At 44.0% G+C, this 26,294-nt stretch carries 20 protein-coding genes; 10 read left to right on the top strand and 10 right to left on the bottom strand.

The window, feature by feature from the left end:
* Window positions 1-33 precede the first annotated feature (33 nt).
* On the bottom strand, window positions 34-3,390 hold the full coding sequence (locus MUK70_RS17890; RefSeq protein ID WP_234654241.1) for a SusC/RagA family TonB-linked outer membrane protein: 3,357 nt from the start codon (window positions 3,388-3,390) through the stop codon (window positions 34-36).
* Between the two features lie 196 nt (window positions 3,391-3,586).
* The gene (locus tag MUK70_RS17895) at window positions 3,587-4,165 is read right to left on the bottom strand and encodes a precorrin-2 dehydrogenase/sirohydrochlorin ferrochelatase family protein (protein WP_234654243.1); all 579 of its coding nucleotides are present in this window, start codon (window positions 4,163-4,165) and stop codon (window positions 3,587-3,589) included.
* 110 nt (window positions 4,166-4,275) lie between these two features.
* Between MUK70_RS17895 and MUK70_RS17900 the strand changes: the two genes are divergently transcribed.
* Window positions 4,276-6,231, top strand: coding sequence for an ABC-F family ATP-binding cassette domain-containing protein (locus MUK70_RS17900; RefSeq protein WP_234654244.1), 1,956 nt, complete (start codon window positions 4,276-4,278; stop codon window positions 6,229-6,231).
* Window positions 6,232-6,298: 67 nt separating this feature from the next.
* On the opposite strand, the gene MUK70_RS17905 is transcribed toward MUK70_RS17900, so the two are convergent.
* The gene (locus tag MUK70_RS17905; protein WP_234654246.1) at window positions 6,299-6,877 is read right to left on the bottom strand and encodes a Uma2 family endonuclease; all 579 of its coding nucleotides are present in this window, start codon (window positions 6,875-6,877) and stop codon (window positions 6,299-6,301) included.
* Window positions 6,878-6,981: 104 nt separating this feature from the next.
* Between MUK70_RS17905 and MUK70_RS17910 the strand changes: the two genes are divergently transcribed.
* Window positions 6,982-8,268 carry a type IX secretion system plug protein gene (locus tag MUK70_RS17910; RefSeq protein WP_234654248.1) on the top strand — a complete coding sequence of 429 codons (1,287 nt, stop codon included), beginning with the start codon at window positions 6,982-6,984 and terminating at the stop codon, window positions 8,266-8,268.
* A gap of 59 nt (window positions 8,269-8,327) precedes the next feature.
* Here MUK70_RS17910 and ychF read toward each other — a convergent pair whose 3' ends face one another.
* Window positions 8,328-9,428, bottom strand: a complete 1,101-nt coding sequence (ychF, locus tag MUK70_RS17915) for a redox-regulated ATPase YchF (RefSeq protein ID WP_234608511.1) — start codon at window positions 9,426-9,428, stop codon at window positions 8,328-8,330.
* A gap of 159 nt (window positions 9,429-9,587) precedes the next feature.
* Complete coding sequence (locus MUK70_RS17920) at window positions 9,588-9,935, bottom strand: DUF3276 family protein (RefSeq protein ID WP_026630755.1); 348 nt, start codon at window positions 9,933-9,935, stop codon at window positions 9,588-9,590.
* Between the two features lie 237 nt (window positions 9,936-10,172).
* Here MUK70_RS17920 and MUK70_RS17925 point away from each other — a divergent pair, with 237 nt between their 5' ends.
* From MUK70_RS17925 to MUK70_RS17935, 3 genes are read left to right on the top strand one after another with little or no spacing between them, the layout of a single operon-like run.
* Window positions 10,173-10,625, top strand: coding sequence for a septal ring lytic transglycosylase RlpA family protein (locus MUK70_RS17925; RefSeq protein ID WP_234608512.1), 453 nt, complete (start codon window positions 10,173-10,175; stop codon window positions 10,623-10,625).
* A gap of 12 nt (window positions 10,626-10,637) precedes the next feature.
* Window positions 10,638-11,552, top strand: a complete 915-nt coding sequence (locus tag MUK70_RS17930; RefSeq protein WP_234608513.1) for a DUF58 domain-containing protein — start codon at window positions 10,638-10,640, stop codon at window positions 11,550-11,552.
* Between the two features lie 50 nt (window positions 11,553-11,602).
* On the top strand, window positions 11,603-12,751 hold the full coding sequence (locus MUK70_RS17935; RefSeq protein WP_234654250.1) for a hypothetical protein: 1,149 nt from the start codon (window positions 11,603-11,605) through the stop codon (window positions 12,749-12,751).
* A gap of 23 nt (window positions 12,752-12,774) precedes the next feature.
* Here MUK70_RS17935 and radA read toward each other — a convergent pair whose 3' ends face one another.
* Entirely contained in the window at window positions 12,775-14,148 is a 1,374-nt protein-coding gene (gene radA, locus MUK70_RS17940; protein ID WP_234608515.1) for a DNA repair protein RadA, read from the bottom strand.
* Between the two features lie 167 nt (window positions 14,149-14,315).
* Between radA and MUK70_RS17945 the strand changes: the two genes are divergently transcribed.
* On the top strand, window positions 14,316-15,035 hold the full coding sequence (locus MUK70_RS17945) for a porin family protein (protein ID WP_234654252.1): 720 nt from the start codon (window positions 14,316-14,318) through the stop codon (window positions 15,033-15,035).
* Window positions 15,036-15,138: 103 nt separating this feature from the next.
* Here MUK70_RS17945 and MUK70_RS17950 read toward each other — a convergent pair whose 3' ends face one another.
* Window positions 15,139-15,537 carry a LytR/AlgR family response regulator transcription factor gene (locus MUK70_RS17950; protein ID WP_234608517.1) on the bottom strand — a complete coding sequence of 133 codons (399 nt, stop codon included), beginning with the start codon at window positions 15,535-15,537 and terminating at the stop codon, window positions 15,139-15,141.
* 330 nt (window positions 15,538-15,867) lie between these two features.
* Here MUK70_RS17950 and pheS point away from each other — a divergent pair, with 330 nt between their 5' ends.
* Window positions 15,868-16,908 carry a phenylalanine--tRNA ligase subunit alpha gene (gene pheS / locus MUK70_RS17955; RefSeq protein ID WP_234608518.1) on the top strand — a complete coding sequence of 347 codons (1,041 nt, stop codon included), beginning with the start codon at window positions 15,868-15,870 and terminating at the stop codon, window positions 16,906-16,908.
* Between the two features lie 194 nt (window positions 16,909-17,102).
* On the opposite strand, the gene MUK70_RS17960 is transcribed toward pheS, so the two are convergent.
* Both MUK70_RS17960 and MUK70_RS17965 read right to left on the bottom strand, forming a co-directional pair.
* Entirely contained in the window at window positions 17,103-17,834 is a 732-nt protein-coding gene (locus tag MUK70_RS17960) for an esterase family protein (RefSeq protein ID WP_234654254.1), read from the bottom strand.
* 117 nt (window positions 17,835-17,951) lie between these two features.
* Entirely contained in the window at window positions 17,952-19,382 is a 1,431-nt protein-coding gene (locus MUK70_RS17965; RefSeq protein ID WP_234654256.1) for a circularly permuted type 2 ATP-grasp protein, read from the bottom strand.
* A gap of 369 nt (window positions 19,383-19,751) precedes the next feature.
* Between MUK70_RS17965 and MUK70_RS17970 the strand changes: the two genes are divergently transcribed.
* The 3 genes from MUK70_RS17970 (at window position 19,752) to MUK70_RS17980 (ending at window position 24,385) form a co-directional block, all read left to right on the top strand.
* Window positions 19,752-21,278: a DUF5723 family protein gene (locus tag MUK70_RS17970; protein ID WP_234654258.1), complete on the top strand. Its 1,527-nt coding sequence runs from the start codon at window positions 19,752-19,754 to the stop codon at window positions 21,276-21,278.
* Window positions 21,279-21,351: 73 nt separating this feature from the next.
* A complete protein-coding gene (gene msrB / locus MUK70_RS17975; RefSeq protein WP_234608522.1) occupies window positions 21,352-21,744 on the top strand; it encodes a peptide-methionine (R)-S-oxide reductase MsrB in 393 nt (130 codons plus the stop codon).
* An 82-nt stretch (window positions 21,745-21,826) separates the two neighbouring features.
* On the top strand, window positions 21,827-24,385 hold the full coding sequence (locus MUK70_RS17980; RefSeq protein ID WP_234608523.1) for a penicillin-binding protein 1A: 2,559 nt from the start codon (window positions 21,827-21,829) through the stop codon (window positions 24,383-24,385).
* A 68-nt stretch (window positions 24,386-24,453) separates the two neighbouring features.
* Here MUK70_RS17980 and MUK70_RS17985 read toward each other — a convergent pair whose 3' ends face one another.
* A complete protein-coding gene (locus tag MUK70_RS17985) occupies window positions 24,454-26,220 on the bottom strand; it encodes an ABC transporter ATP-binding protein (protein ID WP_234654260.1) in 1,767 nt (588 codons plus the stop codon).
* Window positions 26,221-26,294 lie beyond the last annotated feature (74 nt).

Raw genomic sequence — 26,294 nt, forward strand, 5'->3', positions numbered from 1 at the left:
TAAAATCATCCGTGTTACACATACCAACTGACATTACAATGTAAGTTTCAAAGCCACTGTAAATTGTTTCTGAATGGGCTGGGCCACTCCACCTGAATTAAAAAATTCCGGGTCCTGTCCTTTCAACTTTTTATCCGCATAAATCAACCATGGATTAATAGACGACACTTGAATGCTGGCGCCTTTGAAGCCATATTTTGAAGCAATCACCAGTGGAACCTTATAAGCAAGTGAAACCGATTTGAGTCTGACAAAATCACCTTTCGCAACGCGCTCTGTTGAATAATTGTAAATGTTATAAGGATAGGTTCCAGTGAGATACTGCAGTTGAAGCTGATCACTGATCGCCGGAACGTTCGTTGACCCCTGATCAGCGGCTGTCACCCAACGGTCCAAAAACTCTCGCGGCATTGCGTCAAGATCGCTGAATGTGCTTTTGTACAAAGGATTCAAGCGGATTTTGTTGCCTGCCTGATAAGTTAGAAATACATTCAGGGAAAGATCTTTGTAAGTCAATGTGTTGTTAAAACCACCCGTAATCGGCGGATCAACCGATCCCTCGTATTGCAGATAACTGATGTTCTGGTCCTGCAAATATACGTCCGAGCTCACTTCCCCAGTTTCGTTAAGGAAGATAGGCACACCCGTTTTCGGGTCCAGTGAGTTGTATTTGATTGAAAACAAGCTGCGAACGGGTCTGCCCTGGACGTTAGCGCCTTCTGCTTTTACCAGATCAAAAATGCCTGGATTGTTATCCACATTCGTGATGTTCGTGCGGGCATAACCAACCGTTATCCGCGAACGGAAGTCCCAGTCTTTATTTTTAAACAAAACCCCATCCAGCGAAAAATCAACACCATAAGATTGCATATCCGCATAGTTGGCTACTTTAAAAATTTGTCCGCCAATGCCTGATGTTTTAATTTCATCAATCAGGTCGAAGCTATTTCTGATGTAACCGTCCACGCTGAGGTTAATGCGGTTGGCAAAAAATCCAAGGTCCAAGCCAACATTTCCGCTGTAAAGCTTTTCCCATGTCAGCTCGGTGTTTTCAAGAGAAGTCAGCTGAATCGCCGATTCCTTTTCATCCAAATACGGTCTTTTTGTAATGATGCTTTGAAATAATGCAGCCGAGTTTGTCGCCGGCCCAGTGTCTGCTGATAGCCCATAGCTGGCACGCAACCGACCCATACTTAGCCATTTGAAGCGTTTGATGAATTCTTCGCGGTCAAAGTTCCAGGAACCTGCAACCGTGTAAGTCGGAAGCCAGCGCGCGATGGCGGATTTACCAAAACCATTGGAGCCGTCGTAGCGGATGTAACCTGTGAAATTGTATTTATCATCCAATGTATATCCTGCACTGCCATAAAATGCTGCGAAGCGTTCATAGTCCATGCGCATTCCGTAATAAGGAAAGTTGGCCTCAATGGTTTGTTTCAAAATACGGTAATCCACAAACGGCGTTCCGCCTTGCTCATATTGGAAGCCATAACCTGTGTTATTGGAGTTCTGCCTGTTGGTATACTTAATTTCTTGTCCTACAAGCAGATCCACCGCATGACGCTCACGAAAGGTCTGGTTGAATCTTAAATTATTCCGAACATTATAGAACAACATTTGATCTTCATTCCGGTTGTAAAATCCTCCGCTGGGTAACACAACGACAGGATAAGCGTTGGGGACGTCCGGGTCCGTATAAAGATATTTGTTCGCAAGCGCGATCGTAGAGTTATCCGCAGCACGATACGCATTGGCCATATTCGAGTTTTCGGTTATAATGTGCTCACGGCCGGTTTGAATGTAGCGCAATGCACCCAGGAAATCGTATGTAATGTGGTCTGTGATCTTGTATGACAGATTTCCCTGCAATTTGATATCAGCCAAATTCAGCTTAATGCGGTTATTGGCAAGCTCGGAGACAATGTTAAACGGTGCAAAATTTCTCCTGAAAAATTCCAGATCTCCATTTTCATCATAGGCGGTCAAAGTCCGGCTCGTATTCAGCGCGTAGCTAAATGGATTAATGTCAAAATCGCGGTCAAACTTGCCTTCCACCGGATTACTTCTCCTGCTCAAAGAACCCGGCGCATCCTGCCGTCTAACAGAAGCAAGGGTAAGCAAGCCCAGGCTCACTTTGTCGGAAAGCTGATAATTGTTTTTGAAGTTCAATGTATAACGCTTCACCTTGTCAGCAATGGTCCAGCCATTATCATCCAAATAACTCGTTGATACATAAGACTGTGACTTGTCTGTTCCAAATGAAACGCTCACAGAATGCTCCTGAATGAAGTTTTGCTTGAAAAGCACATCAAACCAATCTGTGTTGACCTTGGCATATCTTAACAAGAAATCGCGCTTAGCTTCCGGCGTGTTCGCAATAGGAAAGTTACCTTGATCGTCACCGGTTAAGGAGTTGTAATATTTACCATAAACACCATAATCAGCCTTGGAAAGGACACTTGAAGTAAGATAACCTTTCCGTTCAAGCTCGCCGAGGACTGACATTTGCTGGGCCGAGTTCATAATGTTGAAATTCCTGTAACTCGGTGTCAGCTGCGTGCTGAAATTGCCGGAATATGTAATGACAGGCTTGCCGCTTTTTCCTTTTTTTGTCGTGATTACGATAACCCCATTCATTGCGCGTGCCCCGTATAAAGCGGCTGCGGCAGCGTCTTTTAGAATGTCAAATGTCTCAATATCATTAGGGTTAAGTCCTGCAACGGCAGAACCAAGCAATGTTGTAGGATCACCGCTGGAAAGCTGATCATTGGAAATGTTCACAATATCTTCCTGAACAACGCCATCAATAACCCAAAGCGGCTTATTATCACCATTCAAAGAAGTGGCTCCGCGAATCCGCACTTTCGGTGCAGCCCCAAATGTTCCGGAAACGTTTTGAACTGAAACGCCGGCCGCCCGTCCTTCCAGCATCCTGCTCACATCGGGCAAACCGTCTATTTTGACGTCATCTGTTTTTAATGTTACGGCTGATCCGGTGAATTTATTTTTATCAATCTGCTGAAAACCAGTCACAACCACATCCTGCAACCCAACGGCATCTTCGGCAAGCTCAACTGAAATGCTTTTTGCAGCTTTCACTTCTTTTGGCAAAAACCCGATCATTGTCACCACCAATGTCGCTCCATCAGGAACGCCTTGCAGCAAAAACTCTCCATTCTCATTGGTTACAGTCCCTTTTTGCGTGCCTTTAACACGAATGGTTGAGCCAATCAACTTCTCTCCGGTTGCGCTTTTAACAACACCTTTTACTTCAATATCTGCCAGAGATATCGTTGCCGAAAAAGCTGAAATAGAATTGGAAAAGAAAAGTAAAGTAACAAGCAAGAATGAAAGCCGACTCAGGCCACTGATCCGATAGAGAACATTCATATAGAACTAAGTATAAGTCTAACGCAAATTAATGGGTTTCCGCCTGGACGGATTTAATTTATTAATATCTCAATAATACGCAGAAAAACGGAACGATATGGAGGGGTGGCGCTAAACTTTCGGTACGCAATTAATAAAACATTTTGAACTTCAATTTATTGTGGCAAAATGGTGCGTTTTCAGGCTATTTTTTGTGTCAAACTTTTTTGTCTGTCAAAACAGAAGTGATCCGGTTCAGTTCGTCTACTTTCGAGGCAAAATCTCCCTTTAACATATCCCGGACCGCTTTCAACTGCTCCATTGCCGTTTCAAGATTATCCGGCAAAGCTTCGCCGAGCACTTCTTTCAAACGCTTGGCAAGTGTCGGTGACATTCCGTTGGTTGAGATGGCAACTTTCAGATTGCCTTTCCTGACTACGGAAGACAAGTAAAAGTCACAGAGCGGAGGCGTATCGGCCACATTCACAAGCATATTCCTGGACCTTGCCACACTCGAAATCCTTGCATTCTCTTCCTTGTCATTGGTGGCGACGATGACGAGGTCTTTTGCAGTGAGATCCGCGTCTTCAAACTTGCGTTCAATTAAATTAATCCGTGAATTTTGACTTGCAATGTCCCTGATTTCCTGCCGAATCTCGGGCGAAACAAGTGATACTTTTGCCAGTGGAGAATTGTCGAGCACAGCGGTGATTTTTTCTAGACCGACATATCCGCCACCCACAATCAGCGTATGCAGGTTTTCGAGTTTCAGAAAGATGGGAAACAGATTGTTCATAATATCAAATTTACATTAAATCTGACAATTACCGGGTTATGCTCCGGCTTTTATAACTATTCCAACAATTACACTTTTTCTATCTCCTTCTTTCGCCGTACCTTTGCGTCATGATCGCGATTACGAACCTCAGTTACTTTCTTGGCGACCGGGCACTTTACGACAGTGCTTCGCTGCATATTAAGCCAAAACAAAAAATCGGCCTTATTGGCTTAAACGGCACAGGAAAGTCTACACTGCTTAGAATGATAAACGGTGAATTTCAGCCGGACGGCGGAAATATTTCCAAAGCTGGAGACTGCACCATTGGTTTCCTGAACCAGGATTTGCTTTCCTACCAGAGTGATGATTCCATATTGTCGGTGGCGATGCAGGCCTTCGAACGGCAAAATGTGTTGCAGGTCCAGATGGATAAAATCCTGCACGATATGGAGCACAATTATACGGATGCATTGGTGGATAGGTTGGCGCGCGTTCAGGAAGAGTTTGAGGCTTTGGATGGTTATACCATTCAATCCAAAGCCGAAGCGATTCTCGAAGGATTGGGATTTGTTACCGACGATTTGCACCGACCGTTAAGATTATTTTCCGGAGGTTGGAGAATGCGGGTAATGCTGGCAAAATTGCTTTTGCAAAAACCATCACTGCTTATGCTCGATGAGCCTACCAACCACTTGGACTTACCTTCTATTCAGTGGGTTGAAAAATATGTGCAGAGTTATGAAGGCGCTGTAATTGTGGTTTCTCACGATAGACAATTCCTTGATAACACCATTGATACGACGGTGGAAGTTGCTAATGGAAAGCTGAATTATTATGCTGGAAATTACTCCTACTATATGGAGGAAAAAGAGGAACGCAATGAAATCCAACGCGGCGCTTATGAAAACCAGCAAGCCAAGATTCGCCAGACCGAGCGTTTCATTGAGCGTTTTAAGGCCAAAGCAACAAAATCCCGTCAAGTTCAAAGCCGTGTAAAGGCGTTGGATAGAATGGATGTTGTGGATCAGGTGATTGATGAAAATGCAAAGGTCCATTTCCGTTTCCAATTTACGACACAGCCCGGAAGACACGTTTTCCAATTGGAAGATGCATCCAAAGCTTACGGTGAAAAGGTCATTCTTGACAGCACCAACATTAGCATGGAACGCGGCGATAAAATCGCATTAATCGGAGCAAACGGACGCGGAAAATCAACCGTTTTGCGCGTTGTCGCTGGAACAGAGCCTATTGAAGGGAAAAGAAGATTAGGACATAATGTTTCTTTCACATTTTATGCTCAGCACCAGCTGGAATCGCTGAATGTGAATCATAACCTGATTGAAGAGCTGAAATATGCGAATCCAAACAAGACGGAAACTGAATTACGGACTGTTCTAGGATGCTTTCTTTTCACGGGAGATGATGTTTTCAAGAAGATCAAAGTCCTTTCGGGAGGTGAGAAATCGCGGGTGGCGCTTGCCAAAGTTCTGCTTTCACAAGCCAACTTCCTGCTACTCGATGAGCCTACCAACCACTTGGACATGCAATCGGTGAACATTCTGATCCAGGCTTTGCAGCAATATGAAGGCAGTTACATTGTCGTTTCCCACGATAGATATTTTGTCGAGAACATTGCCAACAAGATCTGGTACATTGAAGATCACGAGATCAAGCAATATCCTGGAACCTATCATGAATACGAGACTTGGGTTGAAGAACGTGGTTTGCAATCGGCTGTAAGTGATAAAGCAACTGTGAGCAGCGCGCCTCCGCAAAAAGCTTCTCAGCAGCCTGCTTCCAATGGCAATGCTTCTAAAAATAACGGTAAGCCCGTTTCCAATGAAGATTCTCAAAAAATAAAGAAAGCGCAGAAGCAGATTGAGGAGCTTGAAGCGACCATTAACAACCTGGAAATTAAGAAAACGGAGACGGAGGTGAAGCTAGCAAATCCAGAGATTTACAATGATTCAAAAGCACTCGCTGATTTGAATCGCTTTTACGCAGACATTAAGCAGAAGCTGGACGACAGCACGCAGACTTGGGAGAATTTGATGCTGGAAGTGGATACGCTGGCTGGGAAGTAATTTCATGTATAGGGCAGAAAAAAAGGGAAAATCAGCCGATTTCCCCTTTTTTTCTGCCCTATACCATCTAAACTAAACCGTTTGTTTGTGCATAGATATCACTTAACTTCAATTGCGCATTGATGCTTGTCAATGAGATTTGTTCTTCGATGTTATTTATCTCTGAGACAAATGTCCAGCTCCCGTCCTCATTCTTTCGAAAAACCTCCACTGAAACGGATAGAGAGTCAACAAGAATGTATTCCCTTAATGTTGAGATCGATCGGTAAAGACGGAATTTGTTGCCCCTATCATAAGAAGCTGTCGTTTTAGAGAGCACTTCAATAATTACGGACGGATTAATGAGCGTATCCTTATCGATTTCCGAAAATTCCGGCTTTCCACAAACTATCAGCAAATCGGGATAAGTGTAAAGATCATTTTGCGGAATGTGCAGGCGCATATCGCTTGAAAAGCTCTGACAAGATTTACCTTTTAAAGCAATATAACATTCTCCTGAAAGGTTTTCTAGAATCCGATTGTGATTTGGACTCGCCCCAGCCATCGCAAATATTTCCCCTTGGTAATATTCACTTTTGTACTCGGCTTCCCTTTCCAGTTCGAGATATTCTTTTTCTGAATACATTGTGATAGTCTGTGCAGTCATTTAGATTATGTAAATTAAAAAATTGTTGGTAACACGCAAAACACGTTTCCCTATTCAGACGTACCTTACATTAAAAAGTCACGTTGTTATTTCAAAGATTTATCATGAGGTCGATTTCGCTTTTTTTGTGGTTAATGCTGATTTGGATCAATGCGAATGCGCAATCGCAGAATATCCGGCTGGAAGATTACATATATAATGATAAGATAAAGACGGTTTTGCTTTATCCAGCGCTGGAAGATCCCGAGAACCCGACACGTTTGCTGACGCCAGCTGTTAAGCCCTTATCAAGCCCTTCGCCACTTGTTTTAGAGTTTGATGATCTTGCAGGTCAGTTTGAAGGTTACCGCGCCAAGATTATTCATTGCAATATGGATTGGACCAAATCGAACCTGAATGACATTGAGTTTACGTTTGAGTTCAACGAATATCCGATCAATGATTATCAGCAATCATTCAGCACGAAGGTCCCGTATTTTCATTATAAACTTGAACTGCCTAAGCTGAAATTGTCTGGCAATTATGTAATCTATGTTTATTCTGAAAGAGACAGAAAACCCATTCTGAGCCGGAGATTTATGCTTTATGAATCCCGCGTCAGCATTGATGCAAAAGCACGCTTTTCACAAGGAATACAGCAGCAATATTCCGATCAGCAGATTGATTTTGTGGTTAATTATAAAGGCTATCCACTTAATGCGCCGCAAACGGACCTGAAAGTTGTCCTGCGGAAAAACTTTCGGTTCAATGAAACAAGATCCGGTTTTAAGCCAACCAATGTGCGACCATTTGACCAGATTCTGGAATACACATTTTTCGACCTCGAAAACACATTTCCCGGCGGAAACGAATTTCGTTATTTCGACAGCCGAAGCTTGACTGGAAGAGGTTATGGCGTTAATGAGATCGAGCGCTCCGATAATTACACACGCTTGATGTTGTTTCCTGACAAATCCCGTGCTGGCAATGCATACATTCAAATGGATGATTTTAACGGCCAATACATTGTCGATCAGCGGGAATCGGGCCGGGGAAGCGTGGAAGCAGACTACACGCCCGTGCTTTTTACATTAAAAACAGAACAAGATCCCGAGACGACATTTTATGTAAATGGCGCATTCAATTTATGGCAGCTTGGCGATGCAAATAAAATGACCTACAACATTGCAACGAATGCTTACGAAGTCGAAATGATGATCAAGCAGGGCGTTATTAATTATAACTACGCAATGCTCAAAAATGGGGAGAAAAAGGCCGATGAAGGTTTCGTGGAGGGCAATTACGGAGCAACGGAAAATGATTATGATATTTTGATCTACCATCGTCCGCAGGCTGGCAGAGCGGATCTTTTAATTGGTTACCGCACTGTAGAATGGAATCGAAGACGTTAACAGGCGCATAAAAAAAGGAGCGACCGTTTTGGCCGCTCCTTAATTCGCGCAAATCTTTTTTATACATTAAAACGGAAGTGCATAATGTCACCATCCGCCACGACATATTCTTTTCCTTCCACAGCCATTTTGCCCACTTCTTTCACGCCAGCTTCTGTTTTATATTGCTCGTAATCAGCAATTTTAATCACTTCTGCACGGATAAAGCCCTTTTCAAAATCACTGTGAATCACGCCTGCGGCTTGCGGTGCTTTCCAGCCTTTCTCTATAGTCCAGGCTCTTACTTCTTTCACACCAGCAGTGAAATAAGTAATCAGATTCAGCAGCGAATAAGACGCTTTGATCAACTTGCTTAAACCAGATTCCTTCAAGCCATATTCTCCCAGGAACATTTCATGCTCTTCCGGGTCTTCAATTTCTGAAATCTGCGATTCAATAGCCGCACAAAGCACAATCACATCCGCGCCTTCGTGTTTTACAGCCTCACGCAATTTTTCCGAATATTCGTTGCCGGTAAGCATTGAATCTTCGTCTACATTGGCAACATAAAGAACTGGTTTTGCAGTAAGCAATTGCAAATCGCCGATCACTGCTTCTTTCGTTTCTTCATCAATTACGACGCTGCGGGCATTTTTACCTTCTTCCAGCGTCGATTTATATTTTTTCAACCATTCCAGTTCTGCTTTCGCTTTTGCATCACCGGCCCGGGCTCCTTTTTCTGTTTTCTGAATTTTCTTCTCAACAGATTCAAGATCCTTCATTTGAAGCTCAATGTCAATGATTTCCTTATCAAAAACGGGATCAACACGACCTTCCACGTGTACAACATTCTCATCCTGAAAACATCTTACGACGTGCACAATGGCATCAACCTCACGAATGTTAGCAAGAAACTTATTCCCAAGACCCGCGCCCTGGCTAGCGCCTTTTACAAGTCCGGCAATGTCAACGAATTCTATAATTGTTGGTATAACTTTCTGAGGACTTACCAATTTTGTCAAGATATCCAAACGTTCATCCGGCACGGTTACCACGCCTACGTTTGGTTCTATAGTACAAAAAGGATAATTGGCAGCTTCGGCTTTACCGGTTGAAATAGCATTAAAAAGAGTGGATTTCCCTACGTTCGGCAATCCCACGATCCCACATTGAAGACTCATGTTATAATATATGCAGTTAAAAGCAGGTAGTTTTCAATGCAACAGTGCAAAGAACTCCTGTCTGCCAGATGATAATTTTGCAAAATTACCACTTAGCGAGTAGAAAAACCAAAAGCCTTCGTAATTGATTGCGAAGGCTTTTTCATTCTTTTAATTTTTTTAATCCCACTTAAGGTCCGACTCACCAACTACGTCCACCTCATCGGCCTTGGTTTCGAACTGAGAAAAGTCAACTTCCGGCATCAATTCTGTTTTCACGTGATCCACGGCATCCTTCAAAGCATCAACGAACTTATCAAAATCTTCTTTGTACAAAAACATCTTGTGCTTTTCGTACGTAAACCCGTCTCCCTGCGGATGACGACGGCTTTCTGTGATGGTAAGATAATAATCGTTGGATCGCGTCGAGCGAACATCGAAGAAGTAAGTCCTTTTTCCTGCCCTGACCCTTTTGGAGTAGATTTGCTCTCTGTCTTCCACTATGTTAAGTTTTAAATAGGTTTTCAAACGCTAAAATATAAAGTTTATTGCTGCTAACAAAAAATCGGAGACATATTAGCAATTTGTTAGTATTGACTAGTACATTTTTCATGCGGCCTATCACTTTAACATTTAAAATTGCTCTTTTCTGGAAAGTTTTTATTAGCTTTGAAATTCTTGGGTTTCCAATTTTTGAGAAACTACCAAATAAACAGTAAGGAATAAGGAGTTTTGCCTTATTATGTTTCACCTAAAACCAGAGATATGACTTATAATCGTATTCTGATTCTCATCCTGTTGGCATTCGCTTCCGCACCAGCAGCTTTCGCACAAGTTAAGCTGGGCAAAACTGAAACCGGTCACGCATCCTATTACGCAACCAGGTTCAACGGCAAGAAAACCTCCTTCGGAGAGGTGCACAAAAGCACAGAATTGTCCGCCGCTCACAGAAGTTACCCGCTTAACACGATGCTCGAAGTAACGAATTTGGAAAACGATGAAAAAGTGATAGTTAGAGTGAACGACCGGGGACCTTTTGCCAAAAACAGACTCGTCGATCTTAGTAATGAAGCTGCCCGATTGCTTGGCATTATTGCAAAAGGTGTCGCCAACGTTTCCATTCGCGTTGTGGGCATGGAAGGAATGGTTCTTCTGGACCCCAATGAACAAATTGACGCCAAATCCGGTAAAGTAGTCGCTATGCGCGACAACAGATAACGAAATTTCAGAATGAGCAGCCGGCAACTTGATCTAGCAAAAGTAAGGGAGTTCGGCAATCTGGAATTTCTGGCGAAACAATTGGTTGAAGGTTTTATCACTGGCCTGCACAAATCCCCATTTCACGGTTTTTCGGTTGAATTTGCTGAACATCAGCTTTATAACACCGGCGAATCTACGCGTAACATCGATTGGAAGGTCTATGCTAAAACAGACCGTCTTTATGTAAAACGTTACGAAGAGGAGACGAACCTGCGCTGTCATTTACTCCTGGACACTTCCTCTTCCATGTATTATCCGGAAGAAAGTTACGGCAAAATGACTTTTAGTGTCATGGCCGCTGCCAGCCTTACTTATCTTTTACAAAGACAAAAAGACGCAGTCAGTCTTTGCACATTCTCGGAAAACATCGAAATTCAAACGGCTGTAAAATCTACACCGTCGCACGTGCATAAGATTATACTGGAGCTGGACAATGTGCTGCAAAGCAAACGACCGCTGCTCAAAACTTCGGTTGCATCTGTGCTGCATCAAATAGCTGAAAAGATCCACAAGCGCTCGCTGGTCGTGATTTTCAGTGATATGTTCGATAACCTGGAAGAAGCTGATAAGATTTTCTCCGCATTACAGCATTTAAGGCATAATTTGCACGAAGTGCTTCTTTTCCATGTCACCGACCGCCAAACCGAAGAGCTTTTTGCTTTCGAAAATCGTCCTTATGAATTTATCGATCTGGAATCTGGCGACAGAATTAAAGTTCAGCCCGATCAGGTGAGAGATTCGTATAAGGAGTTTGTTGGTGATTTTTATCAAAAATTAAAACTGAAATGCGGTCAATATAAGATCGATTTCATTGAAGCCGACATTGCCAAAGGCTTCGATCCCATCCTGATGGCCTATTTAGTAAAACATTCAAAAATGAGGTAATTTTTTCAGAAATTTGGTTGCAGATCCCCATCCTTCTGCCCATCAGTTCTATGAAAAAATACTTTACGAACCTCTCCTGCCTTGCCTTTACTTTTTTTCTGGTAATTAGCTGTAAATCAGCCGAAAAATCCTTAAAAAAAGGCAATTTCGATGATTCGGTCATTCGTGCAGCTGATAAACTGAAGAGTAATCCTGGCCATACCGCTTCCATTGATATACTCAAACAGGCGTATCCGTTAGCGCTGGAACAGCATCTGAACGACATTAAGCAAAATAAAGAGTCAGAAGACCTTTTCAGATGGGAGGCCGAGCTGCAATCCTACGAAAAACTCAACCGGCTTTTTCTCGTTTTAGACCAATGCGGCTCTTGCGCGAAGGTGGTCGATGCGAAACGTTTTGCACAGGAAGAGAAAATGGCAAGGCACAATGCTGCGAACGTCCGTTACAAGGAAGCGCAAACATTGCTGGCAATTGGCGATCGGGAAAGTGCCCGAAAGGCATACGAGCATTTCGAAGTGGTCAACAACATTCTGCCCAACTTCAATGATGTTCGAGAACGGCTGGATCTCGCCTATGAAATCGCTTCTTTCAAAGTGGTTGTAGAACAGGTGCTTGTCACTTCCAGGACCTATCAGTTAAGCAATGAATATTTTCAGGAACGTGTCAATGAATATTTGCAGACCAACAAGCGGCTCAACAAATTTGTGCGATTTTATATGCCTGAGGAAGCCGCTAATCTCAAAATACAACCAGATCACATTATCAAGCTTCAATTTGACGACTTTGTTGTAGGAAATACACTCGTCGAGAAAAATACGGAAGTTGTGATCAGCAAAGACAGTGTAAAAGTGGGTGAAAAGCAGGTGGGAAGATCCAAAACGCCTATTTATGACAAGGTCACAGCCAAATTTACCCAAAGCCGTAAAACCGTGCTTTCCGCAGGATTGCTGGATATGCAGATCATGGATTTTAAAACCAAACGTGTGGTGACGCAGGAAAAATTTAATGGCGAGTACAACTGGATGTGCGAATGGGCGCATTTCAATGGCGACGAACGAGCGCTGACTGCCGCCCAGCTTCGTAAATGCAAAAGCCAGGAATTGCTGCCCCCTGCGCCTCAGCAACTATTTATAGAATTCAGCAAGCCTATTTATGAACGCCTTACCAGCAAGTTGCAAACTTATTATGCCAAATACTGATAAGGCGCTTCAAAGCAAGCATACTAAGTGTTAAGGAAAAGAGACATAAAAAGCTCATCCAGGCTTGCAACAGCGATAACTTCTATCCTGAACTTCTTCATGTCCAGCCCTCTGCTATTGTATTTGGAGATGTAAACCTTTTTAAACCCCAGTTTCTCCGCTTCAAAAATCCTGTTTTCGATCCGGCTTACGGCCCTTACTTCACCTCCAAGCCCTACTTCCGCAGCGAAACACACGGAAGGCGGGATAAATTTGTCTTCATAAGAAGAAACAATAGAAGCAATAACCGCCAGGTCAATGGCAGGATCTTCCACCTTCAATCCACCGGCAACATTAAGAAACACATCCTGAACGCCTAACCGAAAGCCGCCACGCTTTTCCAAAACGGCCAGCAACATTTGCAATCTTTTACCATCAAACCCCGTGCTGCTCCGCTGTGGCGTCCCATAATTGGCAACGCTGACAAGGGATTGTATTTCAATAAGCAATGGCCTGTTTCCTTCCATCATCGACCCGATCGCAATGCCGCTTACGGGTTCGTCGCGCTGCGAAATGAGGATTTCGGACGGGTTACTTACTTGCCGCAATCCGGAACCATGCATTTCGTAAATCCCAAGCTCTGACGTGCTCCCAAAGCGGTTTTTCACAGTTCTCAGAATGCGATAAGTGTTATGACGGTCTCCCTCGAATTGCAAAACCGTGTCCACCATATGTTCTAGCACTTTCGGTCCTGCAAGCGAACCGTCCTTGGTAATGTGACCGATCAGGAAAACAGGAACGCCCATTTCCTTAGCATATTTCATAAACTCTGCTGTACATTCCCGCACCTGTGACACACTGCCTGCGCCAGACTCAATGTATGTGGACTGCATCGTCTGGATCGAGTCGATGATCAGGATTTCTGGCTGGAAATCTTCAATTTGCCGGAAAATATTCTGCGTGTGCGTTTCGGTAAGGATAAAGCAGTTGTCGCTTTTGGAATCCATTCGTTCCGCCCGCATCTTGATCTGCTGATCGGACTCTTCTCCCGACACATATAAAACTTTTTTGTTGGAAAGCGTCAGTGCAATTTGCAACATCAGCGTCGACTTCCCGATTCCAGGCTCCCCGCCTATCAAAACCAGCGACCCTTGCACGATTCCGCCTCCCAGCACCCGGTTCAGCTCACCGTCAAATGTTGTGATCCGCGGCTCATTTTGGTATTCTATCTCAGCAATTGAACGCGGTCTGCTGGCCAGATTGACGCCTTTCCAGGCAACTGCTGTTTTTTTATCCTCTTTTTCTATAACTTCCTGAACAAAAGTATTCCATTCTCCGCACGAGGGGCAGCGGCCCACCCATTTGGGTGAATTATACCCACATTCCTGACAAAAATAAGCTGTCTTGGCTTTGGCCATAAGTAGAAAAGTAATATTTATATATGCTTAGATATTAACACGATTTAGCCAATAATTCTCCAAATATTTGTACGTTTCGATCACGAAATCAAAAAAAATATAGCCTGGGTATAGTTTTTTATTTTTTGGCGTTATTAACCGGTTTTACTTAAAAAATGATATTATCCATGAACATCCTGACAAAGGTAGCTTGTATTTGTTTGTTATGCCTGACGGCCATAACATCTGCGCAAGCACAGAAAAAAGGTTTTGCGTTCGGTATTAAGGGTGGTGTGAACTTGTCACGCCTGACGATGGGAGATGTTTTTACGACAAGATACGATGCTGCGGGAAACCCTTATCTGGGATACGATGGTAAAGAAGTGAAAGACAACCTGAAACAGAGTTTCGATACAAGAACAGGAGCAGTGGGCGGGATTTATGCAAGATTTGGCCGCACATTATTTATTCAGCCGGAAGTTTTGGTGTCTACGAAGGGCGGATCTTTTGAAATAATCAAAAATGGTCTTGAAACCCCTGTAAGAGAAACAGTTAACATTAAATACAGTAACATTGACGTGCCATTACTGATCGGTTTCAAAGGTGGTCCGCTGCGGATATTGGCTGGCCCTGTCGCCTCGTTCAGAATTGGAGATAATCAGCGGTTGAGAGATGCTTTTGAACAATACACGTCTGATTTGAACGGTGCCATGTCGGAGGCAACATTCGGATATCAGCTGGGCGCTGGTCTTGACATCGGCAGCTTCAGTCTGGATGTAAGAAGAGAGGGTTCTTTTACTAATCTGGCCTCATTCCAGGTGAATGGCCAAACGATTGGAAGTGGAAATGATACAGTGAAACAAAAGATTAAATCCTGGCAGGTAACGCTTGGACTGAAATTATTCTGACAGACAATTTCGACATGGCATGAAAACAAAACAAGCAGCCTTCGATCTGAGCGATGGCTGCTGTTTTTATGAATAACCCACTAATTTAATTCACCAAAAGTCCTTATGCGGAGATGCGAAGATTCGTGTGATCAAGCATTCCGGTGATTTCTTTGATTTTCCTGCGAGAAACCACCACTTCTTTGCCACAAGACAATTTAAGCATGCGGTCATCTTCAAGGCGCGCCACAACGTAATCCGAATTAACAAGATAGGATTTGTGAACACGCATGAAATTCTGATTCAGCTGACCGGCCAAAGATTTCAAGGTTTTGGAAACCAGATACTTTTTGCCAGTGTTCGTATATATGAATGTGTAATTGCCTTCTCCTTCAAGAAAAGTAATTGCCTCAGGAGCTAAATATATGGTCCGTCCCATAGATTGCACGGAGATCGAAGAAGCGCTGCCATTGATGGATTTTCTTGACAGGTTGGGGTGTGTAAAGCTTGAAAAGTTTTTCATGGTAATAGAGACTAATGTTGTTTTGTTTTCTTGAATCAAAATTAGCATATACCGTACATCCTGGAAATACGTAAAAGTACGTACAAAAATGCAACTGATTGAAAATCAGAAATATAACATTGTGTCAAAATCCAAAAGACGTAAGTAAACTTAGTTAAATGCGTAATTTTACTTACTCCGCAAATCTGTCTCAAACTGCAAATCCAGAGCATTGACGTCATTCGCCCCAGTCTATTCACATCAACAGGCCGAACTTTAATTATCTTTGCACCGATTTTGGTGTGAATCCTGATGCATACCAGCCTCCAAACATTGATAAAACAACAGTTTATGGTTACCGATCGCGTTAAAGAATTAATTTCGGAAATTGAACAAATCACAGTTGACAGCAAAGATCAGCTGGAAGCTTTCCGCCTCAGATATATCAGTAAAAAAGGTGTAGTTACAGAACTGTTTGAGGGGTTGAAAAACATTCCTCAGGAAGACCGTCGCGCGGTGGGCCAGGAGCTGAATACACTTAAAAATCTGGCACAGAACCGTTTCCAGGAATTTAATGCAGCCATTGAAAGCGCTTCGGATACCAATCCCGAAATGGTGATTGACCTTACTTTGCCGGTTGTTCCTAATCAGCAGGGCAGCCTACATCCGCTGACTATCGTGAGAAGGCGAATCATTGAGATTTTCGAGAGAATGGGTTTCAATGTTTCCTACGGACCCGAAATTGAAAAAGACTGGTATAATTTCAGCGCTTTGAACTTTGCCGACAACCACCCGGCCCGTGAAATGCAGGATACGTTCTTTATTTCAAAAAGTGAAGGCGAAGTGAAGGATGATGTGCTGTTGCGTACACACACTTCCAACGTACAGGTAAGACTGATGGAACGACAAAAACCACCGATCAGATCTATTATGCCTGGCCGCGTTTTCCGGAATGAAGCGATTTCGGCCCGTGCGCACTGCGTTTTTCACCAGGTTGAAGGGTTATATGTCGACCGGAATGTAAGTTTCAAAGATTTGAAGGACACATTATATCACTTTGCCAAAGAAATGTTCGGTAAAGAATCGAAAATCCGCCTGCGTCCTTCCTACTTCCCTTTCACGGAACCTAGCGCCGAAATTGACGTAACCTGTTTTATCTGTAAAGGCAAAGGCTGCAACATTTGTAAATACACTGGCTGGGTTGAAATTGCCGGATCAGGAATGGTCGATCCTAACGTGCTTACCAACTGCGGAATCGACAGCGAAGAATATACAGGCTTTGCATTCGGGATGGGAATTGAGCGAATTACAATGTTACGTTATGGAATCAATGACCTGCGCTTGTTCACAGAAAACGACGTCAGATTTTTAAGGCAGTTTGAGGGCGCGTGATTTTGAGTTGAAAGTATAAAGAGTTTTGAGTTCAAAGTGTATAAAGTGTTTTGAGTTCAAAGTATAAAGTTCAAAGTAAAAGCCGGTTTGTGTACAGAGCTCAAAGTTTAGAGATATGATCTAAACTTTGAGCTCTTTACTTTAAACTCTAATCTCTTTACTTTAATCTCTTAACTTTAATCTCTCTCTTCTCCTCAAAACCGTGTTTCCAAATAATAAGGAAGCATCCTCTTCCAAACCCACCATTCGTGTGGCATGTCGGGTCCCCAGATGTCCAGTTCATGCGGCACATTTTTTGACGTCAGAATTGACGAAATGGCTCGCGAGTAATCGGGAACTTCATACGCCCCTGAACCGGTAACGAAATGTATATGCCGACTGTCGCGATACATTTGAAGGTGCCACTCGGCTTTCAATTGCGGCAAATAATGCACCGGTGAATTGAAATACACATTATCATCATAATATCCGTCGGTGTACTGGCTTAGATCATAGCAACCGCTCATCGCGATAATGCCATGAATAAAATCAGGATGCCTGAAAAACAGATTGGCTGCATGCATCGCGCCAAATGACGCCCCTACTGCGATGATCTCATTATCCTGGCTTGAAGTATCTTTGATAAACGGGATCACTTCTTTGATCACGTAATCGTTGAACAACTGGTGCCGTACTCCTTTGTCGTAGCCATGCATATACGGGTTCATCCAGCTCTCTGAATTAATGCTATTAATACAATAAACCTTTACTTTTCCGGCATTGATAAAAGGTGCAATGCTCTCTATTAATCCATTTTTTTCGTACTCTAAATAATCCGACGCAGCTGTTGGAATCATTAGCAAGGCTATTCCATAATGTCCGTAGACCGCAATATCCATATTCTCATTCAGTGCCGGACTATACCAACCGGTTACTTCACGTTGCATTGTTTTATCATTTAAGTTGCTTTATATATTAACAAAAATCAGGCAGTTAATAATTCTGGTTCAACGAATCCGCTAAACCAATATCATTGACAGCCTGCCAGCAACTGTGAATGATAATTAATACAAAACCCAGGTATCCTTGCCCCCTCCGCCTTGTGACGAATTAACAACCAAAGAACCTTTACGCAACGCCACGCGGGTGAGGCCGCCCGGGATCACGCTGACGTCGTCCCCGTATAATATGTAAGGGCGCAGGTCCACGTGCCTGCCTTCCGCATGTCCTTCCACCATACACGGAACCCGCGAAAGTGAAATCGTAGGCTGTGCAATGTAGTTTCGGGGGTTATCGCGGATCTTTTCCCGGAATAGCTCGTGTTCTTCCGCAGTTGCTTTCGGCCCGATCAACATGCCGTATCCGCCAGCTTCATTTGCCTCTTTTACAACGAGTTCAGCAATATTTTCAATTACATAATCGAAATCTTCCTGCTCGCCGCAGATGTATGTTTTTACGTTTGGAATAATGGCCTCCTCCCCTAAATAATACTTGATGATGCGCGGAACATATGCATATACAACCTTATCATCCGCCACACCAGTTCCCGGCGCGTTCGCTAATGCAACGCGACCTTTCTTGTAAACCTCAAAAATACCCGGAATTCCTATCAGGGAATCGGGGTTAAATGCTTCCGGGTCAAGGAATGTGTCGTCGATCCTGCGGTAAATGACGTCTACAATTTGCAGCCCGTTTGTCGTCCGCATTTTTACATATCCATCCGAAACCACCAGATCCCGCGCGTCCACAAGCTCAACGCCCATTTGCTGGGCCAGATAAGAATGCTCGAAATAAGCGGAGTTGTAAATGCCAGGCGTCAGAACTGCCACGGTCGGGTTTGGCCGGTCGGCCAGGTGCTGCAACATTTGTAATAAACGCGTAGGATAATCAGAAACCGGCCTAACGCCCGTCCTGGCCAGCACATCGGGGAAAATCTGCTTGGAGAGCTCCCTGTTTTCCAACATATAAGATACGCCGGAGGGGCAACGCAGGTTATCTTCCAACACCATGAATGTGCCGTCATCGCCTTTGATCAAATCGGTCCCCGTAATATGGCACCAGATCCCTTTGGGCGGTTTCAGTCCCAGGCAAGGTTTCAAAAAGCATTTGCTGGATTCGATCAGCTCGCGCGGGACTACGCCGTCATTCAGGATATTCTGCTCATTATAAACATCATCGATAAACATGTTTAATGCTTTAATGCGCTGTTTCAGGCCTGTTTCCAGCCATTCCCACTCCGCGTTTGAAAGCACGCGCGGGATAATATCTATGGGCATGATCCGCTCGGTCCCCTCTCCTTCTGAATACACATTGAAGGTGATCCCCATGGAAAGCAATGCACGTTCTGTGGCTAGCTGGCGGTTGGTAAGGTCGTCGTGTGTGAGGTTTTCAAATTTGTTCTTTAAATGTTCGTAGCCTGGCCGAATCTCCCCATCTGCGGTAAACATTTCATCGAAGAAATTTTCGCTCTGGTAATCGGAAAATGAAAAATTCATACAATACAAAATTTGAATAAGTATATATCAGTTGTTTACAAAACAATATATGGTCAATGTTTGAATTTACAAAACATTCCCTAAATCATAGCACTAGCCAATAGCCTTTTCCTGAGTCAAAAGAGGGCTTTTTTTTACCTTTCCGCCTTTGCCTGACCAGAATTGACAACCTGAACGTATGCCTGAAACAAATAAACCAATAAATACCAGGTTCTGCTAAATATTAAAATCATGCCGTTCGTTTAATGCAAACATTATTTTTCCAATCGCTCAACATGGGTTGCAAGTCCGTGCACTTACGCTTTTCTTTGCAAGCAGATTAGCCCCGATCAACGTCTTCATTACGATATGTTTAAACATTGTTTACCTGTGATTGCACTCATTCTGTGCCTGGCGCAGATTGCCAATGCACAGCATTTGCCAGGTGTTGCGATGGGCAACTATGCAGGGACCAATGCGTTATATCACAATCCGGCCTTCGTTGCCGACAGCCGGTATAGCCTCTATGTGAACGTGGTTGGCAGCCAGTTTTATACAGCGAACAATTATGTGCGGTATGAAGCTCCTTACTCATTTTTGAGCCTGGTCACCAACACTGTATCCGATGAATACCGTAATGAGCGGGGTGTTTTGCAATTTCCGCGTTCCTATTTGGGAGAAAAATTGAATGGTAACCAAAAATATTTGAATGCAGGAGGAGACACGCGGCTGCCTTCGGTAATGTTTAACTTATTCAAAGGGAAAATCGGCGTGGGCATTTCTACAAGAGCCAGATACATGCTGAACACAACGGGTGTGACCGAACCGCTTGCGAGGCTGATCGGCAAAACCACGCAACTGGAAGAATTACAAGGCCCCTTTTTCGATAACCAGTCGGGCAGGCTGCATTTAAATGGTTTTGGTGAAGTTGCTTTTACATTCGGCGGGACAGTGATGGATAACGAGACGGATTATCTGAAAGTCGGTTTCACCGTAAAAAGGCTCATTGGACTTTATAATGCACATGCTATCATCGATAATTCGTCCTATGACATTCAGCCGGATGAAACCTGGGAAAACAAGCGCCAGTATATTCGTGTGGAAGAAATAAATGTTCGCTACGGTATGACACGGGATGAAGGATTTCAAAATGTTAAACCGTCACCAGCATGGCTCATCGGCGGCGCACCTCCCGGAAGCGGCTGGGGTTTTGACCTCGGTGCCGTCTACGAATACAGGCCCGACATCAACAAATTTAGTTACACCGAAAAAGGTCAAAGAAAGCGGGACGCGTCCAAAAACAAATACTTATATCGCGTCGCTGTTTCGCTGACAGATATTGGCCGGGTTCATTTCAAAAATCCGGCATATGTGCTACAACAGGAGATCCATACAACCAATAAGGAACTGAGATACGATTCATTTCAGAAACTGGAAGGCTCCGAAGGAATTTTTAACGCAATCAATAGTTCGCTGGACGGCGGTGCACCGCTTGCACCCAATTTCAAATCTGTATTGCCCACTGCTTTCCAGGCAAGCGTAGACTACAATGTTCAGCCGCGGGTATATGTTAGCGGACTATGGGTGCAAAATCTGATTTCCCAGCATGCATTCGGTATGAAAGCGGAATCCGTTATTTCCGTTACGCCCCGTTACGAGCACAAATGGTACGAAATTTCCTTTCCCGTGACATTAATGAACCGATACAAATCCCCGGCAATCGGCCTTGCCGGACGTGCCGGACCATTGTGGATCGGAACCGATCACTTAACGGGATTACTGAACATTGGCAATCCAAAATCGTTTAATTTGTATTTCGGAATTTCGGCCGGCCTTTTCCGCCGTCCGCCCGAATCGCAAAATCAGTGCTGGCCACCGGAAGATTCGTGGATCAGACGGATTTTTCGCAAACGATAAATGCGCCGTCCACGTTTCATAAGGATATGGTACGATTTCTTATCGCTGCCATCATCTTTAAACATAAACTAAAATGAGAGAAGTAGAAAAAACCAAAGAAGAGTGGCAAAAAGAGCTGACCGGACAACAATGCTTTGTGCTCTTCGAGAAAGGAACAGAAAGGCCTTTTTCACACCCATATAATGATAATAAAGAGGAAGGAACCTATGTGTGTGCGGCTTGCGGCACGCCGTTGTTCAGCTCGGAGACCAAATATGATTCCGGCTCCGGATGGCCCAGTTTCTTCCAGCCGATCGCATCGGGCAATGTAGAAGAAATTGTTGACCGCGGCCATGGTATGATCCGCACAGAGGTGGTTTGCAGGACTTGCGGCGGGCATTTGGGACACGTTTTCAATGACGGCCCGAAACCTACAGGCCTCAGATATTGCATGAATGGCGCTGCGTTGAAATTCGACAAAGCCTGATCAAATAATTCATAAAAAGCCGGACTAAGTCATAAATGTCCGGCTTTTCTTATCTTTGAATTCTTACGAACCTTAACGTTTGATGGAAGTTATCAGATCGTTCTTTAATAAAATCCGAGCATTGTTTCAATCCATTGGAACACAGCTTTCAACATTCATCAATCGCGTTGCATACAAGCTAACTTCATTAGTTACAGGTAAGAACCGTGCAGATGCTTATTTCCATTCCTACCGCAGCAAGAAAAGGTCAATCCGTGACTGGTGGCATGATAAAGTGGATGTTAATGCGCCTTACTATCGGCCCGTAGTCATCATTTGGAAGACTTTTTTTTATGGGTTTATCGCATTTGCAGTTTATATTTTTTCTGTGGAAACCAACTTCCTGTGGTTGATGGGCAGTATGCCCAGTGTGGAAGACCTGCAAAATCCAAAAGTTGCGCAATCTTCTGAAATCTACACGTCCGACGGCGTAATGATCGGTAAGTTTTACACCGAGAACAGGACGCCGGTTACTGCCAAAATGATCTCCCCGAACCTGGTTAAAGCATTGATTGCCACGGAAGATGTACGTTTTTACAAACATTCCGGGATTGATTACAAAGCCATGGCGAGTGTGGCCGTGGGGATTGTGACCGGCGCAACGGACCGTGGAGGCGGCAGCACCATTACGCAGCAATTGGCAAAAAAGCTTTTTAAAACCAGAAAGACGGGAGCGCGCGGCATATTGGGTTACGTCCCCGGATTTGGCACATTAATTTATAAAACCAAAGAATGGCTCACCGCTATTAAACTGGAAAGAAATTTTACTAAAGAAGAGATCCTAACCATGTATTTCAACACGGTGGATTATGGTAACAACACTTACGGGATCAACACCGCAGCACAATCCTACTTCAGCAAGTCGCCCGATAGCCTGAACATTCAGGAATCCGCTGTTCTGGTGGGTCTGCAAAAAGCTACAACGACCTACAACCCGATCCGTAACATGAAGCGCTCGTTGGAAAGGCGTAACGTGGTAATTAATCAAATGCAAAAATACGGCTATATCTCGGCTAAGGAAGCGGATTCCATCAGCGCTTTACCGATTGAGTTGAAAACCAAATTTGAGACGCCGTACGATGGTAATGCCAATTATTTCAAAAATGCGGTGGTTGATTTTGTAAAAAAATGGGGTGATGAAAACGGCTATGACCTTTACACGGACGGTTTAAAAATCTACACAACCATTGATTCCCGCATGCAGGAAGCTGCTGAGGAAGCTATGGTGCAAAAAATGAAGCAGTTGCAGCGCGTTTTCGAAGATCACTGGCGCAACCAGAATCCGTGGCGCGACGAGCAGGGAAAAGAGATCACCGACTTCCTGGATAACGTTGTAAAACGCACAAGCAAATACAAATCCCTCGCAGCCAAATTCCCAAACCAGCCGGATAGCATTAAATATTATCTGAACAAAAAGGACACGATGACCGTGTACGACTGGAAGAACAGCGGGGAGATGAAGAAATACTGGAGTTCGATGGACTCTCTTGATTATTACAAACGCGTACTACGCGCCGGAATGATGGCGATGAACCCGCAAACGGGCCAGATTAAGGCTTGGGTGGGCGGTTTGGATTACAATTATTTCAAATACGATGCTGTAAAACAAGGGAAAAGACAGCCCGGATCGACATTCAAACCTTTTGTGTACACAACTGCAATCGACGATTCATCATTCAATATGTCGCCGTGTGACCAGATTGTGGATAAGCCATTTGAAAAGATTTACATGGAAGATGGTGAGCAGAAGGAATGGCGACCGCGAAATGCTACGGGCACATTCTCCTACTCCAACATGACCTTGCGCAGGGCACTGGCACAATCCATCAACTCTGTGACCGCCGAATTAACGGATCAGGTGGGGCCTGCAAATGTGGCTCGCTATGCCAAGAAAATGGGCATTACTACGCCACTGAAGGCATTGCCGTCCATAGGACTTGGACCATTTGATGTTTCTCTTTATGATATGGTTGCTGCTTACGGCGTGTTTGTGAACAACGGGACTTATACGCAGCCGATCCTGGTCACGAAAATCGAGGACAGCAATGGAAAAGTGATAGAAGAATTTCAGCCGGAACACCGGCAGGCCATCAGCGAAGAATCGGCTTTTTTAATGGTTCAAATGCTGAAAGGCGGCGTGGAAGAGCCGGGAGGAACTTCGGGAAGCATTCGCTGGAAATTTGACGTTACCCGTAACGGCAACGAACTCGGCGGAAAAACAGGAACTACATCCAATAACTCGGATGGCTGGTTTATGTGCATCACTCGTGATCTCGTTGTGGGTGCTTGGGTAGGCGGCGATGACCGGAGCATTCACTTTCGTTCCACGGACTTAGGAGAAGGTGCAAAAACGGCTCTACCGATCGTAGGAAGCTTTTTGGAGAAAATATATAGAAATAAATCGCTGGCCTTAGAGCCTGGACCGTTTCCCAAACCATCATTCAAAGTTTCGAAAAATTATAATTGTCCGACGCAATGGGCACCTGCGGAAGCCGATTCTCTTGGCATTGGCGGAGATAGCACACCTGCCAAACGCAATGAAGAAGACGATTTCTTGATTGGTCCGCCGCCGATTCCATTGGATACAGGAGGCAGAAATTAGGCATAACAAAAAGCCTTTCCTGGTTCAGACCTGGAAAGGCTTTTTTTGTCAATTGGTCTAAATTCTAACTACATCTTCAAAACCTCTTTATACTGCATGCGGTAAAGATTAGCGTAAAAGCCTTCTTTTTCGAGCAATTGTTCATGGTTTCCTTCCTCAACAATCTCCCCTTTATCGACAACGATAATTTTATCCGCTTCCTGAATGGTTGAAAGCCTGTGCGCAATAACAATGGCGGTCCGGCCCTTCATCAGTTTTTCGATCGCTTTCTGAATTAATTCTTCGGTTTCACTATCTACGGAGGAAGTCGCCTCGTCCAACACAATGATCTCTGGCTCATGCACCATAGCACGCACAAATGAGATAAGCTGGCGTTGCCCAACGGAAAGCGTCGCGCCCCGTTCCATTACGTTGTAAGTATAACCGCCCGGCAGTCTCTCGATAAATTCGTGCACGCCGACAAGCTTGGCAGCCTCAACGATCTTTTCATGCGTAATGCTGCTGTCGCCCAGCCTGATGTTGTTCTCGATGGTGTCCGAAAACAAAAATACGTCCTGTAAAACAACGCCAATGTGCCTACGCAATGCATTCAGGTCGTAATCGTGCACTTCCACATCATCGACGTAAATGTTGCCTTTATTGATATCATAGAAACGGGTCAGCAAGTTGATGATCGAAGATTTTCCAGCTCCTGTTGCGCCCACAAACGCAATTGTCTGACCGCTTTCAACAGAAAAATTGATGTTTTTCAAAACATATTCTTCCTCATTATAAGCAAACCAAACGTCCTTGAATTTTACTTTTCCTTTAATAGATTCCGGTGAGAATGTGCCGTTGTTGGATGTATACTCATCGCTATCAAGCACTTTCAGGATCCTGTCCGTACTGACAATGCCCATCTGCAACGTATTAAATCGATCTGCGAGTTGTCTGATTGGCCTAAAAAACAGGTTTATGAACATAACAAACGCAGTAACCGTCCCGAATGTAACTTCTGCATTCAGAATCTGCTTGGAGCCATACCAAACAACAAGCCCGGTTCCCGCAGCCGCGATAACGTCCGCAACAGGAAAGTAGATTGAATAGTAAAGAATAGACCGGATATTGGCATCGCGGTGGACTTTGTTGATTTCCGTGAATTTTTTGTATTCAATGTCTTCACTGCTAAAAATCTGCACAATGCCCATTCCTGTCAAATGCTCCTGAACAAATGAGTTGAGATTGGAAACTGCCGCCCGGACTTCATTGAAGGAATCTTTGATTTTTTCTTTAAAAACATAAGTGCAAAACAGCATTAAAGGAATAGTGGACAAGCTGATAATGGAAAGTTTCCAGTCCGTGTAAAACATCACGGCGATGATCAGCACCAGTTGCAAAATATCACCCGCAATGGCAGCCATTCCATCACTGAAAACATTGGAAAGGGTTTCCACATCGGAAATTGTGCGGGTTACCAGCCTGCCAATCGGCGTGTTATCAAAGAATTTGAGCCGTAGCCCGATGATCTTCTCATAAAGCTGGACCCTGATATCCCGAATAATATACTGTCCAAGCCAGCCAGACATGTATGTATTCCAAAATTGCGCCAAACCCTGAAAAATCGTTACGACCACCATAATGATGATCATCACGGTCAATTGCGAATAATCGCCGTTCGCGATGGGTGTGTCGATGGTGTATTTAATCAGAAGCGGTGTAAGCGGCGCAAGCAGTGCGTTCAGTAAAATAATTGCGATCAGCAGATAAAACCGCTTCTCATATGGCCGAACGAACGCATATAAACGTCTTAATGTGGGAAGATCGAATATCTGGCCGCTTTTGGTTTCCTGGTTCACCTCTTAAATTGGATTGATTAATTTGTTGCAGACTGTGTTATTGACCAACAATGTAAAAGTAGAAAATGTCACCC

Source organism: Dyadobacter chenwenxiniae (genome assembly GCF_022869785.1).
Taxonomy (GTDB): Bacteria; Bacteroidota; Bacteroidia; order Cytophagales; family Spirosomataceae; genus Dyadobacter; species Dyadobacter chenwenxiniae.